At 72.2% G+C, this 16,425-nt stretch carries 14 protein-coding genes; 10 read left to right on the top strand and 4 right to left on the bottom strand.

Annotated elements, in window-relative coordinates:
• Positions 1-666, bottom strand: a 666-nt coding sequence (locus ABTZ99_RS42735; RefSeq protein ID WP_499618803.1) for a hypothetical protein, incomplete at its 3' end; no start/stop codon positions are given.
• Positions 667-732: 66 nt separating this feature from the next.
• On the opposite strand from ABTZ99_RS42735, the gene ABTZ99_RS42740 reads away from it, so the two are divergent.
• The 7 genes from ABTZ99_RS42740 (at position 733) to ABTZ99_RS42770 (ending at position 10,761) form a co-directional block, all read left to right on the top strand.
• Positions 733-1,074, top strand: coding sequence for a hypothetical protein (locus ABTZ99_RS42740; protein ID WP_498776065.1), 342 nt, complete (start codon positions 733-735; stop codon positions 1,072-1,074).
• Positions 1,071-1,868: a hypothetical protein gene (locus tag ABTZ99_RS42745; protein ID WP_499618805.1), complete on the top strand. Its 798-nt coding sequence runs from the start codon at positions 1,071-1,073 to the stop codon at positions 1,866-1,868. Before ABTZ99_RS42740 ends, ABTZ99_RS42745 begins: the two co-directional genes overlap by 4 nt.
• A gap of 153 nt (positions 1,869-2,021) precedes the next feature.
• Positions 2,022-3,398, top strand: a complete 1,377-nt coding sequence (locus ABTZ99_RS42750) for a HEAT repeat domain-containing protein (RefSeq protein WP_499618807.1) — start codon at positions 2,022-2,024, stop codon at positions 3,396-3,398.
• A gap of 272 nt (positions 3,399-3,670) precedes the next feature.
• A complete protein-coding gene (locus ABTZ99_RS42755) occupies positions 3,671-4,069 on the top strand; it encodes a hypothetical protein (RefSeq protein WP_498776059.1) in 399 nt (132 codons plus the stop codon).
• 838 nt (positions 4,070-4,907) lie between these two features.
• A complete protein-coding gene (locus ABTZ99_RS42760) occupies positions 4,908-6,209 on the top strand; it encodes a bifunctional glycosyltransferase family 2/GtrA family protein (protein ID WP_498776057.1) in 1,302 nt (433 codons plus the stop codon).
• Complete coding sequence (locus ABTZ99_RS42765) at positions 6,206-7,468, top strand: glycosyltransferase 87 family protein (protein ID WP_499618809.1); 1,263 nt, start codon at positions 6,206-6,208, stop codon at positions 7,466-7,468. Before ABTZ99_RS42760 ends, ABTZ99_RS42765 begins: the two co-directional genes overlap by 4 nt.
• Positions 7,469-7,812: 344 nt before the next feature.
• Positions 7,813-10,761, top strand: coding sequence for a tetratricopeptide repeat protein (locus ABTZ99_RS42770; RefSeq protein ID WP_499618811.1), 2,949 nt, complete (start codon positions 7,813-7,815; stop codon positions 10,759-10,761).
• 116 nt (positions 10,762-10,877) lie between these two features.
• On the opposite strand, the gene ABTZ99_RS42775 is transcribed toward ABTZ99_RS42770, so the two are convergent.
• On the bottom strand, positions 10,878-11,420 hold the full coding sequence (locus ABTZ99_RS42775; RefSeq protein WP_499618813.1) for a hypothetical protein: 543 nt from the start codon (positions 11,418-11,420) through the stop codon (positions 10,878-10,880).
• On the bottom strand, positions 11,420-12,376 hold the full coding sequence (locus tag ABTZ99_RS42780) for a hypothetical protein (protein WP_499618815.1): 957 nt from the start codon (positions 12,374-12,376) through the stop codon (positions 11,420-11,422). Before ABTZ99_RS42780 ends, ABTZ99_RS42775 begins: the two co-directional genes overlap by 1 nt.
• Positions 12,377-13,057: 681 nt before the next feature.
• Here ABTZ99_RS42780 and ABTZ99_RS42785 point away from each other — a divergent pair.
• The 3 genes from ABTZ99_RS42785 to ABTZ99_RS42795 all read left to right on the top strand — a co-directional run bounded on the left by ABTZ99_RS42785 (position 13,058) and on the right by ABTZ99_RS42795 (position 15,774).
• Positions 13,058-13,561, top strand: a complete 504-nt coding sequence (locus ABTZ99_RS42785; RefSeq protein ID WP_498776039.1) for a SigE family RNA polymerase sigma factor — start codon at positions 13,058-13,060, stop codon at positions 13,559-13,561.
• The gene (locus ABTZ99_RS42790; protein WP_499618816.1) at positions 13,558-14,634 is read left to right on the top strand and encodes an LCP family protein; all 1,077 of its coding nucleotides are present in this window, start codon (positions 13,558-13,560) and stop codon (positions 14,632-14,634) included. Before ABTZ99_RS42785 ends, ABTZ99_RS42790 begins: the two co-directional genes overlap by 4 nt.
• 234 nt (positions 14,635-14,868) lie before the next feature.
• Positions 14,869-15,774, top strand: coding sequence for a hypothetical protein (locus ABTZ99_RS42795; RefSeq protein ID WP_499618818.1), 906 nt, complete (start codon positions 14,869-14,871; stop codon positions 15,772-15,774).
• A 14-nt stretch (positions 15,775-15,788) separates the two neighbouring features.
• On the opposite strand, the gene ABTZ99_RS42800 is transcribed toward ABTZ99_RS42795, so the two are convergent.
• A complete protein-coding gene (locus ABTZ99_RS42800) occupies positions 15,789-16,379 on the bottom strand; it encodes a hypothetical protein (protein ID WP_498776031.1) in 591 nt (196 codons plus the stop codon).
• Positions 16,380-16,425: the final 46 nt, after the last annotated feature.

Here is a 16,425-nt window from a genome sequence, read left to right on the forward strand (position 1 = left end):
CGGGGCGTGCGCGCCCGCGGGGCCCCCCACGGCCTGGTCGCCGGTGCGGGTGTGCTCCAGGAGCAGCGCGCGGACCAGTTCGGCACGGGCCGCCGGCGTGGCGTCGGTGGGCTCCGCGTCGAGGACGCGCTGCGCGGCGACCTGGGCGGTCGTCAACGCTCCGGCATCGCCGGTGTGCCAGGACAGCAGGCGTGCGGCGGCGGCGAGCACGACACCGCACCCGGCGGCGAACGGGTCGGCCGGATCGTTGGCCGTCGGGGCGAGGACGTCGACGGCGACGAGGAACGCGGTCGGGTTGCCGAGCACCATGCCGACCCGCACCAACGCGGACCCGAGGTCGCGCCGACGCCGGCCCTCCGGGGCCGCGGGGTCGCCCTCCCAGATCGGCGGCGCGAGGTCGGGGCGGAGCAGGAAGACCGGCGCGAGCAGGATCTCGGCGAGGGTGCGCGACTCGGTCGCCGCCGGTCCTTCCCGCCACATCGAACGCGCCAGGTGCAGGGTGCCGACGACGTGCAGCACCTCGAAGTCGAGCTTGCCCTCCGGGGACAGGAACGCCAACAACGCCTCTCCCGCCGCCTCCGCCTCCGCAGCGAGCACCGCCTCCGCGTCGCCGTCGTCGGCGCGCGCGATCCGGCCGAGAACGTCCTGGACCAGCTCGTCCCGCACCCACCCACCTCGATCTCCGTGTATTCCTGACAGGCTGGGGAGTCCCCGACGAAGAGGAGGAACGTCGTGCCGCACGCCGACGAACACCTCGCCGCCTTCTGCACCACCTTGCCCGAACTGCGCGCCGCCGTGACGCGCCAGGGGTTGGGGCGGGTGCTGGACGACGTGCTGGCGAGGGTGCGCGCGGGTCACCCGCTGCAGGACGAGTTACCGCGCCTGGGCATCCCCGCCGACGTGCTGCGCGGCCGCGACCTGGTGCTGCCCGGGATGCGGGGTCGGCCGTTCGGCGAGGTGTACGCGTGCCCGTCGGACGCGTGCGCGCGGCAGGTGCCCCGGGAGCCGGGCGGTCCGGTGCCGGCGGAGCGGTGCTGGTTGCGCGACGAGCCGCTGAGGCGGCGACCGGCGTGAACGCGTTCTTCGGCGAGCTGGGCAAGCGGGTGGCCGAGCGGTGGGTGTCGCTGCTCGTGCTGCCCGGCGTGCTGTTCCTCGCCACCGCGGCGGTGGGCGCGCTGCTGGGGCACGCGCACGCGCTGGACGTGACGAGGTTGGTCGCCCGGGTGGACGGGGTCACCCGCGACCTCGGCACCCGGCCGCCGGCGGCCCAACTCCTCGCGCTGGCCGCCGTGCTGCTGGGATCGGTGGCGGCGGGGCTCGTGGTGCGGGCGCTGTGCCCGGTGACGTGGCGCTGCTTCCTCGGCACGCGCCCGCGTTGGGCGGCACGGAGCCGGCGGCGGCGATGGGTGCGGGCGCACGAACGGGGTGAGGCGGCGAAGCGCAACCGGATCGCGCTCGCCGCGCCGACCAGGGCGACGTGGACCGGCGACCGGCTGGCGGCCGTCGAGGACCGGGTGCACCACCAGTACGCCGTCGATCTCAAGTCGTGGTGGGCGCGGTTGTGGTTGGTGCTCGACGATTCCGGGCGGGCCGAGCTGCGGGCGGCGCGGGCGGAGGCGGAGGCAGCGGTCGCGACGACCACGTGGTGCGTGCCCTACGCGGTCGTCGGGGCGTTCTGGTGGCCGGCGGTGGTGGTGGCGGTGTGCGTCGCGGTCGTCGGGTGGGTGCGGGTGCGCGGAGCGGTCGAGGTGTACGCGGACCTGCTGGAAGCGGTCGTCGACGTGCACGCGGGCCGCCTGGCGCGCGAGCTCGGCGCACCGTTGACCACCGGCGAGGAGGTCACGGCAGCGTTCCGCAAGGGAACCTGAGAGAACACGGCCAACACCGCCGATATCCGCCGGCGCAACGCTCGTTCACGTGATGACCGACATCCGCTCGTGCCGCGGACCGAGCGCCGCGACGGACGTCCGCTCCTGCCGATGAGCGGATGTCGGGCGGGGGTCGTCTGCCACGATGGCGGCGTGGCGGTGGACTTGGATTGGCCTGGGTTCGAACGGGCCGTGCACGAGGGCGTGGTGCGGTCCGTCATCTCGGCGATGGGTGATCATCCAGGCGAGCGGCTCTACGTGGCGGTGCTGGATCACCTCTACCGGGAGGAAGACGGTCCGATCGCACTCCCGCTACTCGGGATCAACAGCGTCGAGGCGTTGGCTCGAGAGCCCGCCGAGCACCAGGCGGACCTGCGCTGGAGTGCCCCGGACTGGGGCACCTACCACGACCGCTGGCTCCCGGAGGACTCGACCGGACGCTGGGAGAAGGCGCTCACCGCGGAGGCGTGCTCCGGAACGACCCGCCAGTGGCGGACGACCTTCGACCGGTACCTGACGATGCTGGTTCGCGTCTGCCGGCAAGCACGGACGACGCTGCGACAGAACGAGGACGTCCACCCGGACTTCGTGGTGCTGCTCCTCGACGACGAATACCACGAAACGCTGATCAGGCGCGTCTTGACGACCACCGAGGTGCGTCGCCACTTCCCTGAACTGGACGAGCGGTCGGCCGCGGCGGCCGCCATCGCCGCGCTCCCGCCCGCCGAGCGCGCCGCACACCTGGCTTCCCTGCTGGGAACGTTCGACGGTCTCCTCGACCCCGACACCGTCGAATCGACTCTGCGTGATCTCGGCCCGGCGGGCTTCCCGTCCCTGATCTCCCTGCTCGGCACGCCGGACCGCGCGTGGCAGGCGGCGAAGCTGTTGGCCGACATCGGCCGACCCGATGACGACGTCATCCGAGCGTTGCGAGCCGGCCTGAGGCAGACCGACGGGCCGAACCAGGAGTGGATCGCGGTGGCGCTGTCCCGCCTCGGTCGGCTCGACCTCGTTCTCGACCAGGTCGGAAGTCTCCCACCGGACGTGGTGGTGAGCGCTGTCGCCGCGCCGTACACCAGCTTCCGCGACGACGCGGTCACCCCGCCGTCGCTGGACTACCGGCCCCTGGCGGAGTTCATCGAGCGTTGGCCGGCATACGTGCCGGCGCTGAATCGGCGGCTCGAGCCCGGGCACGGATACTGCGACATCGCGGCGGACGAGGTGGACGCCGCGGTTGTCGGCTTGACCTCGCCGCACGTCATCGTCCGCCGGCACGCCGTGACCGTCCTCGGCCGACGCCGGCTCGGTCAGGACGTCGGCCGGCGGGTGTTGCCGCTGCTCTGCCAGAGCATTCGGCAGGACCCGGACGCCTCCGTACGGCGCCTGGCGATTCTGTCGCTGCTGTGGTGGCGCAGGGATTCCCGGCACGTGGCGGACGTCGTCCGCGAGGCATTGGAGGACCCGGCGGCGGAAGTACGTGAAGAAGCTGCGGCTTGGCTGCGCGAACAGGGCTCGGACGAGCCGGCCTGACGGTATGCGCTCATGCGGGGATCGGGACGACGCTCGCCGCGGATAGGCTCGAGGCGTCGGTTGGGCGGAGTTCGCTTGTCTCGCGGTTCGGTTCGGGCATGACGGGGGGCGCGTCGGTGTGCCAGGTGGATGGCGGGGCCGCCGCGGCGGCGATCGCGGCTCTGACAGCGGCGTGCCCGCACTTCGCACAGGAGGCTCTGCCGCATCCGGCGTTGGCCGGTTGTGGCGATGTGGCGTGGTCGGCGATCCCCGGCTGCCCGGAGGGGGTCCCGGTGTTGCTGCGCGGTCTGCTCGACCCCGATGCGGCCGAGGAAGCCGAACGGGTGTTGGGGTGGCTGGTGATGTCGGGGCCCATGCACATCAGCGCCGTGATGCCGGCGGTGGTGCCGTTCCTGTTGCGCTTGGCGGCCGATCCCTCGGTGCCCCGGCGGGGCGAGCTGTTCGGTCTGGTGCTGGTGGCCGCTGCCCTGTCCGAGCCGACCGACCCCGAGAACGCGGCGGCCCTGGCGATCAGCGGTCGTGAGGAAGACCACCCCGAACGAGCCCTGTGCCGGTCGGCGTTCGCCGCCGACGCGAACTGGGTGAGCCGGCTGCTGGCCGACACCAGCCTGCCGGGAGCCGAGTTGCGCGACTACGAACGCGCCTACCTGCTCAAGGCCGCCGGACTGTGACCCGAGCTGCCTGTTGCCCTGAACTGCGCTGACCGCTACTGCCGATGAGCGGTGGTTCCACGCCGGCGGCCGGTCCGTAGCCGCGAGGCGTGAGCGTTCACGACGATCTCGCGGTTCTCAGGCTTGACCAGATCGTCCTGGTCGTGGAGTGGTCGGGTCCCCGCACCGCTCGCTGTCGGCGACGGCAGCCTCGTACAGCCGGATCGCCCGACCCAGGTCGCCGACCGACATGGAGGCGTGGGCCAGGTTGCCGCGTCGAGCTGGGGCACGAGAACGCTCGGATCACGGAGCGGGCCGCAAATCACTGCCGGCACCTGCGGTTCGTGGAGTTCGGCGGACGCAAGACGCTGGCCGAGATGATCGGGCTGCCGTTGAACCCGCGGCGGGTGAAGTGCCCAGACCACGTCTCACGTGGTGACTTCCGCGAGTCGTTTGAAGCAGGTCAGTGTTCGGCGAGGGCTCCGCACCGCAGCAGCAGCTTCGGATCCCCGCAGCGGTCAGACCGGTCTGGAACGCCATCGACCTTTGGGGCCGCGCACGGGCCCGGTGGCGGAGGACTCCACGACCTGGTCCACGCTGGGGTGATCAGCGAGCGCAGGAACTCCCCCAGCCGTGCGCCCAGGGCGGTGGCACGGGCGACCGCCGCGCGAGCGGGTGCGCCTGGTCGTGCTCCACGCCGCGACGGCGCGGGCGCCGAGCTCGCCGACCACGAGTACGCGGTGCGCCGCGCCCGGCTCGCGGCGTCGACGTGCGCGGCACATTCCGCACTCCAGAACAAGTTTCCCCACCGCGACCGGAGCTACGGTTGACGCCGCGGCATTTGCGGAGAGGTGCGGACATGGATGGTCCCCTGCCGGAGCAACTGCCCCTGTCCGGCGAAGAGCCGGCGCCGTCCGACGTCCCGTCGAGCGCTCCCCTCGTCACCACCACCGTCGAGATCATCATTCCGGTTTTCGACGAGGAGCGCGCGTTACCCGGTTGCGTCGCCACGTTGCACGATTTCCTGACCGCGCGGATGCCGTTCGACTGGACGATCACCATCGTCGACAACGCCAGCACCGACGGCACGCTGCTGGTCGCGAAGAGGCTCGCCAAGCAGTGGCCCCGGGTGCGCGTCATGTCCGTGGAGCTACGCGGCAAGGGAAACGCGGTGCGGGCCGCCTGGTCGGCCAGTCGGGCCGACGTCGTCGCCTACATGGACGTGGACCTGTCCACCGCCCTCGACGCGACCATTCCGCTGGTGGCCGCATTGGCCGTCGGCCATTCGGACATCGCCATCGGTTCGCGACTGGCGCCGGGGGCCCGTGCGGTGCGGAGCATCAAACGGGAACTGGCCTCCCGCGGCTACAACACGCTTCTCCGACTCACCCACGGAGCCCAGTTCCGGGACGCGCAATGCGGTTTCAAGGCGGCCAGGGCCGAGGTGGTGCGCCCACTGCTCCAACGGGTCGAGGACAACACGTGGTTCTTCGACACCGAACTGCTCCTGCTGGCCGAGCACAACGGCCTGCGGGTGCTCGAAATACCGGTCGACTGGGTGGAGGACGTGGACAGCCGGGTGAACGTCACCGGCACCGCCGCGACGAACCTGCGCGGCCTGATCCGGATGGTGTGGACCAAGCTCTCCGGTGGCGCGGACATCGCGGAGCTGGCACCCCGGCCCGAGCCCAACGCGGTCCACCCCGACGCCGTGCTGGCCGTGCGGGACACCCCGCGGCTGCGCCACCTGGTGATGTTCTCCGTGATCGGCCTCATGGCCACCGTGACGACCCTGGTGCTGTACACCGTGTTCCGCACCTGGTGGCCGCCGTTGGCGGCGAACCTGGTCGCGATGACGCTGAGCCTGCTGCTGAACACCGAGGCGAACCGGCGGCTCACCTTCCGGGACCGGCCGCGGGGGCCGCTCGTGCTGGTGCACCTGCAGTCCCTGGTCGTGTTCGCCCTGTACTGCGGGTTCACCTCCGGAGCGCTGCTGGTGCTCGACGCCGTCACCGACCACCCGTCGAGGCTGGTCGAACTGGTGGTGCTCCTGGCCTCGTCGGCCCTGGGCACGCTCGGCCGGTTCGTCCTGCTCAACACGTGGATCTTCCGGCTGCGGCCGGTATCGATCCCCGCACCCAGGAAGGAACCCCGGACATGACCGCGGCAGGCGCACCAGCGCGTTCGGCGCGACCCCACCGGCCACCGCCCGGCATGGTGCTCGCGGCGGTCGCCATCGCGGCGATGGTGACCGCCGCCCTCGCGGCCACCATCCCGATCGGCGGCTCGATCTGGATGCTGGAGGTGGACTTCAAGGTCTACGACATCACCGGCTCGGCCGTGCTCGACGGCGTCTCGCCCTACGACATCGCCACCGACAACGGGTTCCAGTTCATCTACCCGCCGTTCGCCGCGCTGCTGTTCATCCCGCTCGCGCTGACCAGCCTGCACGTCGGGTTCGTCCTCTGGACGTTCCTCTCGGTGCTCGCGCTGGAAGCGGCGGCCTGGCTCGCGATGGGACTGGTGGAACGGGAGTCACCGCGCCGTCGGGCCAAGTACGCCCTGTTGGCCACGGTCGTCGCCCTGCCGTCAGGCGCGCTGGTGATGCACCTCAACGTCGGCCAGGTGAGCGTGTTCCTCATGCTCCTGGTCCTCGCCGACCTGGCCCGGCGGCCGGGGCGCTTCCGGGGCGTCGGCATCGGCATCGCGGCCGGGATCAAGCTGACCCCGCTCATCTTCATCGTCTACCTCGTGCTCACCCGCCGGTTCCGCGCCGCCGCGGTGTCCACGGCGTCGTTCCTGGGCACGGTGCTCGTCGGCTTCGTCGTGCTGCCCGGACCGTCCGTCGCCTGGTGGGGCGGGCTCATGCTGGCCACCGAGCGGACCGAGATGACCGGCCCGGCCGGCGCCTTCAACCAGTCGCTGAAGGGCGTGCTCGGGCAATTGCCAGGAGTGCTGTCCGCGCAGGGGCTGTGGCTCCTGCTGGCGGCCGTGGTGGGCGTCGCCGGGCTGGCGATCGCGACGTGGGCCAGTCGGCGTGGTGTGGAGGCCGCCGGTGTCCTGGCCTGTGCCGTGACCGGTTTGCTGGTGTCCCCGCTCTCGTGGCCGCAGCACTGGGTCTGGCTGGTCCCCGGGTTCGCGATGTGGATGTGGTGGGCCAGGCGGCGCGGCGTGGCGCACCGGGTGGGGTTGGCCGCCCTGTGGCTGACGTCGTCCGCCGCGGGCGTGCTGACGTACGTCATCGTGGTCGTCTCACCGGACCTGTCCGTGGCGAACACCGTGCTGCCGGGCAGCCTGACGACCATCGTGCTGCTGCACGCCGTGCAGTTGCTCGCCGCCATCGGCTTCCTCTGCGCGCTCGCCGTCGTCCTGCGACGGACCGGCCGATCCGTCGCGGAGGCGGCCACGCGGTCGGGCTGACCAGGTCTCAGCGGTCGGTGAGGCGGTCCAGACGCGTCCTGCGGTGCGCGCCGAGCCTGCCGGTCCGCCCACACGGCCTGTCGCGACCGGGCCGCGCCACGCGCCGGACGTCCCGCAAAGCACGACCTCGCCCCGCGCGGCACGGCGAGCCAAGAACGTCGACTTGCCGGATCTGCGCGGGTGCCTGACGACCCGAGGTCGCATCGGCGTCGGCGAGCGTCGTGGTCCTTCGGGTCCGGTGTCACATCACGAGGACTGGAGCGATGTGATCCAGGGCGGGTGTTCTCCGACGGCCGCGCCCGGGACAGGCCGGTTCGGGCGGTCGCGACGGCGAGGGGTGATCGGTGAGCACAGCGGACGGGTTCTACGGCAACCGGTTCTTCGGGGTGGCGCACTCGGTGGTGCAGGCCGGCGTGATCAGCGGTGACGTGAACATCTACGCCGCGCCGCGCGATCCCCTGCCGCTACCGCACCGCTGGGGCGCGTTCCCGCCTCTGGCGCACTGCTTCCAGCGCCGGCCGCTGTCGTGGCCGGACGACCGGATGGTGGTGCTGACCGGGCTCGGCGGCGTGGGCAAGACCCAGCTGGCCGTCGACTTGGCCATGGGTGTTTGGGGACGTCGGGAGGCGGACCTGGTGGCGTGGCTGCCCGCGCGGTCCCGAGCGGAAGTGGTCGCGGGGTTCGCGGCGCTGGCCGCCGACCTCGACGGCCGGCACGATCCCGACGCCGAGGCGGGCGCGCGCCGGCTGCTGGGGTGGCTGGCGGGTGACCGGCGGTGGCTGCTGGTCCTGGACGACGTGCGCGACCCGGCCGACCTCGCCGGGCTGTGGCCACCGGTCGACGCGGCCGGCACGACCGTCGTCACGACCCGGCGCCGCGACGCGGCGCTGTCCGGACCGGGCCGCAGGACCGTCGAGCTTGGCTGTTACACGGCGGAGGAGTCCCTCTCCTACCTCGTCGCGCGCCTGCCCGACCGGGTGACGACCGACGGGGTGGGCACGCTCTGGTCACTGGCGGCCGAGTTGGGCCACCTGCCGCTCGCACTGGCCCACGCCGCCGCGTACCTCGCCCACCAACCGCTGTTGACCTGCGAGGAGTACCTGAACCTGCTCGCCGACCGCCGGCGCACCCTGGCCCGGTTGCTGCCCGCCGACCCGCCGCCGGACGACTACCACGCCGCCGTGGCCGTCACCTGGTCCCTGTCGGTGGAGCTGGCCGACCGGCTGACCCCGCCGGGCCTGGCCCGACCGACGCTGGAGCTGGCCGCGCTGCTCGACCCGGACGGGATGCCCAGGTCCGTGTTCACCCACCAGCTGAGCCGCGAGTTCCTCTCGGTGGCCGCCGGGTCGCCCGTGGACGAGCACGACGCCGTGACCGCGTTGGGCAACCTGAGCAGGCTGAGCCTGCTGGACCTGGATAGCGCCGACCCGCACCGCGCGGTGCGCACGCACGTGCTCGTCCAGCGGGCGACGAGGGAGCACCTCGAGCGGGCGGACCAGACCCGGTTCGCCGCGTCGGCGATGAGCGCCGCGGGGGCGCTGCACGACCTCTGGCCCGCCGTCGAACGTGATCGCGACGAGTCCAGAGCCCTGCGCGCCAACGCGGAGCGCCTGCTGGGCAACGCGGGCCCCGCGCTGTGGGGAGGTGGCCTGCACCCCCTGCTGACCGACGTCGGCCCGAGCTACTTCGCCGCCGGCCAAGCGCGGGCCGCGGCGGAGTTCGCCGACCGGCTGCACTCCCTCTCCCTGGACCACCTGGGACCGCACCACCCCGACACCGACCGCGCGCACGTGGACGCCGTGACGGCGCGCGCGAACCTCGACCGGTCCGCCGCGGCCATGGCCCGGCTGCGCGACGTCCTGCTGGAGCGCTTGCGGCGGTTACCCGCCGACCACCCCGACACACTCCAGACCAGGTTCAACCTGGCCCAGGCGCGGGGCGCGCTCGGAGAAGCCGCCCAGGCGGCCCGGGAACTGGGCGAGGTGGTGGCCGAGCACGAGCGCCGCTTCGGCCCGCACCACCCGCTCTCCCTGACGTTGCGCGTCGGCCACGCCCACTGGGTCGGCAAGGCGGGCGACGTCGCGGGCGCGGTCCGCTTGCTCACCGAACTGCTAACGCAACACCCACGCGCGGCCGACCCGGGCGACCCCGACGTGCTGGGCGCTCGACACGAGTTGGCGACGTGGACGGCGTCCGCCGAGGACTCGGCCGCCGTGCTCGGTCGCCTCACCGAGGCACTCGGCGAGGAACACCCCCAGGTCCTCAGCGCGCGGAACAACCTCGCGTTGCAGCGATCGGAAGCCGGTGATCACGCCGGAGCGGTCGCGGAGTTCACCGACCTCGTCACCGACCTGACCCGCAGCCACGGTCCACGCCACCCCCACACCCTGATCACCCGGACCAACCTCGCGCAGGCACGCGGGCGCACCGACCCGGCGGCCGCCGCCCGGGAGATGACCGCGATCGCCGAGGACCTGGCCGAGGTCGTCGGTCCCGACCACCCGGACACCCTGACCGCGCGCAACAACGCGGCGTCGTTCCTCGGCGCCGCCGGCGACACGCGTGCCGCACGTGCTGCCTTCGAACGACTTGCCGCCGACCGACTGCGGGTCCAGGGCGACGAGCACCCGGACACCATCGCCGCCTTCCACAACCTCGCCGACGCCCGGGGCGAGGACGGCGACCCGGCAGCCGCCGCGATGCTGTTCACCAAGGTCACCGCCGAGCGTGAACGCCTGTCCGGCGTCGACCACCCGCAGACGATCCAGGCCCGCGCCCAACTCGCCCGGTGGCTCGGTCGCGCCGGCGACGCACGCGCCGCTGCCGCCACCTGCAAAGCCCTCGCCGCGACCAGCCTCCGCGTCAACGGCCCTCACCACGAGGACACCCACCACTGGCACATGGAGCTCGCGCACTGGGCAGGCACGACGGGCGACCACACCACCGCGGTCGACGCCCTTGCCGTCGTCGCCGATTCCTTGTCGGCACACCGTCGCCCCGACAACCCGGAGCTCTTGGCCGTCCGCGCCAACCTGGCGTTCTGGCAAGGACGAGCCGGCGATCCCGGCCACCTGCGCGCGCTGGTACCGGAACTGGCCCGAACCCTCGGCGCTGACCACCCCACGACACTGGCGTCGCGCCACAACCTGGCCACGGTGGTCGGCGAATCCGGAGACCGCGCGACGGCGACGACGATCCTGACCGCCCTGCTCCGCGACATGCGGGCCGTCCACGGCGACGACCACCCGGAAACCGCCCGCGTCCGCCGAAACCTCGACCTGTGGTCAAGCTGACGGCCTCGCTGCGGCGCCCACCTGTTGCTTCGCTCCTCACACACCGCCGCGCCCTGCGCACCGTGGGCGAGGTGTGCCGACGAACCAGGTAGGTGGTCAGCGGCCTGGACGTGCCGTCAAGCTGGGCAGAGTCCTTCGGTCATGCCAGTGGGCCGTGTGGTGAACGCTGTCAGGCCACCCGGGCGGTCATGGGTTCCGCGTCCGAAGACCGCAGCGGCGCCGGTTGGCGCGCAGTAGGTGTGGCCGCCCTGGTTCGTGCGTGGAGCCGTTTCCAAGGTGAGGGCGAGGGATGCCCTGGCCCCGGGGTCTGTCTGCAGTCGTTCGAGGGTCGGTTCGGGGAGCTCGTGGCCTGGTGAGGTGAGGATGTCGAGCAATGTGCGGGGGTCCGTTCGACACGCTGCCTCGTGAATCGCGCGGGCCTGGGCGAGCAGGGCCGCGGGCACCGGTCGGCCGTCCGCGTCCACGCTCTTGATCTCGCCGCACGTCCGGCCGGCGGGCGGGGTGGTCGTCGACGACGGTGTCGTGGTCGTTGGCGCTTGTCCTTGCCCGGTGTCCGGGGAGTCGAGCGAGGAACGGACGGCCAGGGCGGCCAGGATGATCAGCACGGCGGCAACGATGCTCACCACGAGCCGGTTGCGGTTGGCGTCGGGCGTGGTCATCAGCAGCGGATCGGGCCGAGATCGATGCGAGCGGGGTCGAACTCGGCGACCACGCTCAAGCCCGTGACCAACCCATAGGCGGCTTGGTAGCTCGCGACGTGTTCGCTGCTGCACGAGCGACCGGCGACCCGGAACGGTTGGCCGTTGTTGTCGACCACGGTCTCCCGGATCTCGGTCCCGGTCTGATGGGTGATCGTGAGGTCGTACTCGTAACTGCGGGACCGCGCAATGGTGGTCAGCACGACCTCATGCGTTTCACCGGCGGCGAGGTTGATCGTGTGCCCGGGGAAGTACGGGCCAGTGGGTATCCGACGGCCCGCCTCGCCCGGCGGGGGTGACGGCATCGGTTCGGAGCTCTGCAGCACCGGGAACCCCTCGTCCAGCAGCAGCAGTACTTCCGAGGACTCCTCACTGCCTTGGGGCGGCACGTGGACGAGGCTTCCGGAGGGCGGCGGTGCCGTCCGCCGGACGACCGGCCGGATGTCAGTCACCCTCGTGCCCCCGACGGGGCCCACCAGGTGCAGCCGGATCAGGTGGCGGTGGAGGCTGATCGCCCCGTCCGACGTGCGGATCTCCCGCACCAGGTCACGATCCACCGCGGCCATCGGTTCGGCCAGTCGGCGGACGATGGCGCGGCCGGGGAAGTCGGGGGACTCGGAGACGTACCCCCACGGGGCCTGGTCGTTGTGGGACATGTCGACCACTACACCCAACTCCGCGGGCGCACCGGTCGCGGGCTCGTCCGACGACCTCGGCCAGGCGATGATCAACGCTCCGACGATCACCGCCACGGCGAGCACCGCGGCGGGCGCCCACGAACGCGGCAGTGAAGGCGTGTCCAGCCGGACGTCGCCGTGGATGTCCCGTGCCTGCACGACGTTGCCCGCCGCACCGCTCTGCGTGTTCGCCGTCGCGGCACGACTCTCAACCCCGTCGTCGGGTGAAGCATCGATCATCCAGACCCCCAAGCCGACGTCACGATAGCGACGACCTTGAAACCTCATGCGCACAAACCGGCAAACCACGCCGTCCCGATGATCGCCGACCCCGGTGCGGCGTAGCCACTGCGGAGTCACCCGGCTGTGACGATCGCCGTTCCGGCGAGGCCGGCCCGGCCGACCGCCCCAGCGCCGCGCCGGCGGCCCACCGCTGCTCCCGGAGGTCGTGGTCCGGATCGAGCGGGCCGCACGAGGACCGGGCCCGGCATGGCCACCACCGGCGGAAACGCCGCCCGACCACTTCCTGCGCGGAGCGGGCACCGACGGCGACCGAACCGCTCCAGGTTCTTCGGCGTGTCCGAAGTGTCGAAGGTGGGCGCCGTGACCGCCGGCAACTCGCAGGGTCGGGTCCACGCTCAAAACGCTCATGCTGTGACTCGCCGGCACGAAGCGGCCCGACTCGTCACCGCCCACGCCCGGCGGATGTGAGCTTGGGACCCCGCCGCGTCCTGCGAGGCCGGTTCGCCCGGCAGGTGCACGTTGATCTTCGACAGGACGCCCGTCCCTCGATCCCGACCACCCGAATGAGGGGCGATGGACGACATGTGTCGGAGATCACACCCAAGTGGCTCAACGTGAGACGTCCTCTGAAGGGTTTCCCGTCCGCAACGGAAACCGACAGCGGAGGAAAGGGGCGACGTGCCGGCCGACTACGACCAGTTCGTCACCGAGCGTCTTGATCGACTGCTGCGCTACGCCACGGCGTTGACGTGCGACAAGCACCTGGCCCAGGACATCGTCCAGGACGTGCTGCTGCGCGCGCGGCAGAAGTGGGCGCGGATCGGCGCGGTCGACGTGCCCTACCTGTACGTCAAGCGGATGGTGACCAACGAGTACCTGTCGTGGCGCCGCCGCCGGGCGGCCCGGGACGTGTCCTCGACCCACGTCGTGCTCGACGACCTCGCGCCCTCGGTCGCCGACCCGGCCGTGCGCCACGCCGAACGGGACGAGATGCGCGCCCGGATCGCCGTGCTGCCGCGCAAGCAGCGGGCCGCGCTGGTGCTGCGCTACTACGAGGACAGCACCGACGCCGAGATCGCCGAAATCCTGGGCTGCGCGGAGGGAACCGTCCGCAGCCACATCTCCCGCGCGCTGCACACGCTGCGGGTCAACGAGAACACGCCCTCGGAGGTGCTGCGATGACCGACACCCGGCAGGAAGCCCTCATCCGCGAGGCGATCGCGGCCGAGGCCGACCAGGCCGTCGACCACCGGACCGTGCTGGCGAACCTGCACGGCGCGCGGTCCCGGCGGCGTCCCCTCGCGTTGTTCGCCGCGACCGGGCTGACCGCCGTCGCCGCGGCCGTCGCGGTGATCGTGCCGCTGGCCGTGGACCGGAGCGCGGCGCCGTCGCAGGTCGACCCGGCCGCACCGCCGGCGACCGCGCAGACCGTGCTGCTGATCGGCCTGGACGGGTCGGCGAACACCGACTCCGTCGTGCTGGCGCGCGTCGGCGCCGACGGCGCGGTCAGCGCGGCGTCGCTGCCCCGCGACTCCCTGGTCGACATCCCCGGCGTCGGCCAGGGGAAGCTGAACTCGGCGTACGCGCGGGCCCACCAGGCGGCCGAGGCCGAGGGGCGTGACGGCGACGAGGCCGGCGTGGAGTCGCTCACCCGGACCGTCGAGGCGCTGACCGGCGTGGAGGTCGACCACTACGCGTCGGTCGACATGGCCGCGTTCAGCACGCTGTCCGAGGCGGTCGGCGGCGTCGAGGTCTGCCTCAAGCGCGCGTCGCGCGACCCGCTCTCCGGCGCCGACCTGCGCGCCGGGCCGCAGTCGCTCTCGGGCGCGCAGGCGCTGGCGTTCCTGCGGCAGCGCCACGGCCTCGAGAACGGCGAGCTGGACCGGATCGTGCGGCAGCAGACGTTCCTGCGCGCCTTGGCGAAGAAGGTGGTCGCGAGCGACCCCGCGCAGGTCGCCGACCTGGCCCGGGTGGCGGCGCGGCACCTGCGCGTCGACCCGGGGTGGAACCTGGTGGAGTTCGCCGCGCGGCTCACCCCGACCGTGCGGACCGCGATCGTCCCGCTCGGCGAGGTGGTCGACTCCGAGCAGGGCCAGGCCCTGTCGGTCGACCCGGCCGCGGTGCGGGAGTTCCTGGCGGGGTTCTTCGCCGACGGCGCCACCGGCGCTCCCACCGGCGGCTTCTCCGTGCCGCTGCCCGCCACGGAGACCCAGAAGCCCGGCCGGACGCCGCAGGACGGTGACTGCGTGCGCTAGCGCGTCCACCACGGACGTCCACCGGGTCGCGGGCGGGATCCCGGAACCGGATGGTCGTGATCCCGTGCTCGGCGGTGACGGTGGTCGCCGCCGAGCACGACGACAGGGCGACGACGCGCTCCTGCCGCTGAACGAGGACTTCGCTTCACTCGTTCCGAGGACGACACCCACCGACAGCTCTGGCAGAGTCACACGGGCGAATTCCGATTACCCCGGTAGCCCAAGGAGATCATCGTGGCCTGGACGGGCTGGGCAGTCGTGCCCGGAAATCAGCCGAACGGCGCGGGAAACAATGCGCTGGCCGCAGTGGACCACTTCAACAAAGTATATCTTTTCGCCGTGGACGGCGTCGCGAAGCAAGCGCACTGGACAAGATCGGGTGATGCCGGTTTATCGTGGGACGCCTGGCAGCCGGTGGCGGCCGGGCAGCAGGTCGTGTCGCTCAGCGCGGTCAGCTGGGAGGACGGCCTGCACCTGTTCGGCATGACCCCGAACTTCTCGATCTACAGCAACACCCGCTGGCAGGGGACCTTCCCGACGTGGAGCTTCGTGCCGGGCACCCAGAACAGCGGCCGGCCGTGCGCAGTGGACTTCCCGCAGGGCGGCCTGACCACCGATCACCTGTACGTCTTCTTCACCGCCGCCCTGGACGGGTCGATCGGCTGGCTGCGGGCCACGGGCAAGGGCGGCAACGGTTCGCCCACGTCGTGGACCGTCCCGAAATTCCTCAGCGCACCGGGCAAGAGCGATCAGCAGGTAGCCGCTTTCCGCCCCGGCCTCGGCGACGAGCTGAGCTTGGTCCGCCGGGGCGAGGACAGTCAGCTCTACCACATGCCGCATTTCATCGTGAACGGCACGGTGGACAATTCGGCCCCGTGGTCGGCGATACAGCCGGCACTGCTGTCGAAACGAGCACCGGCCGTGCCGCGCGGCAAATCGCTGGCGTTCGCCGCGGACCTGGCCGACAACCTGCGCTGCAAGTCGACCGCTTCGGGAGGCGATTGGACCCTCGTCTCCGGCGCCGTCAAGACGAACGGGATGGCGGTCACCGATTACGCCACCGGCAACGGCACCGGGATCATGGCGTTCACGCGCCACCCGGACGGGAAGATCTACTTCACCCGACGGGCGGACGCCTGATCGGACCGCGCCCGCTACAGCGGCAACGGCTCGGTGATCTGCAGGCCGGCGTCCACGCTCGCCACCAGGAGTTCCGCCTGGTGGGGTGAGTGGACGCCCGCCCAGCTGCGCAGCGGGCCGAGGAAGTCGACCAGGTCGCGCTGCGCGGCGCGCAGCATCGCGGGCAGCGCGGTCCGGGACAGGTCCACGTGCGGCACGTCGCGTCCTTCGTCCACCCACACGCGGACCACGTCCGCGCCGACGTACTCGACCCACGGCGCGGGCGGGTGGCCGAGGTCGACCGGCGCGCGGTGCAGCGCGTGCAGCCACGTGCGCCACTCGAACAGGTCCGTGCCACCGGGTTCGGCGCGCACGCCGCCACCGCCGTCGAGCAGCAGCCCGCCGCGCCCGTACAGGGTGTCGAAGCCGATCAGCTCGTGCACCGCCGCGGCCGCGGTGCGCGCGTCCCGGCCGCCGCTGTGCAGGTACATCGTGCAGAGCACCGCGCCGACCTCGTCCTGGCCCACGGTCCCGTCCAGGTGCAGCCAGCCGCCGTCGCCGGACACCGGCCACAGGTCGAAGTCCTCCGGTGCGGACCTGGTGATGACTGGCGATAACCGGACCACGTTCCCGAGGCTAATGCGCGATCGCCCCGGTGGCAGGGGCCGCCGG

Origin of the sequence: Actinosynnema sp. NPDC002837, from assembly GCF_040295345.1 — a bacterium.
GTDB lineage: Bacteria > Actinomycetota > Actinomycetes > Mycobacteriales > Pseudonocardiaceae > Actinosynnema.

What these genes read in the sequence shown, in the direction of transcription:
- ABTZ99_RS42765 (WP_499618809.1), top strand. Translation starts at nt 6,206, where the DNA reads ATGACCGCGGCAGGCGCACCAGCGCGTTCGGCGCGACCCCACCGGCCA.
- ABTZ99_RS42775 (WP_499618813.1), bottom strand. Translation starts at nt 11,420, where the DNA reads ATGACCACGCCCGACGCCAACCGCAACCGGCTCGTGGTGAGCATCGTT.
- ABTZ99_RS42790 (WP_499618816.1), top strand. Translation starts at nt 13,558, where the DNA reads ATGACCGACACCCGGCAGGAAGCCCTCATCCGCGAGGCGATCGCGGCC.
- ABTZ99_RS42780 (WP_499618815.1), bottom strand. Translation starts at nt 12,376, where the DNA reads ATGATCGATGCTTCACCCGACGACGGGGTTGAGAGTCGTGCCGCGACG.
- ABTZ99_RS42760 (WP_498776057.1), top strand. Translation starts at nt 4,908, where the DNA reads ATGGATGGTCCCCTGCCGGAGCAACTGCCCCTGTCCGGCGAAGAGCCG.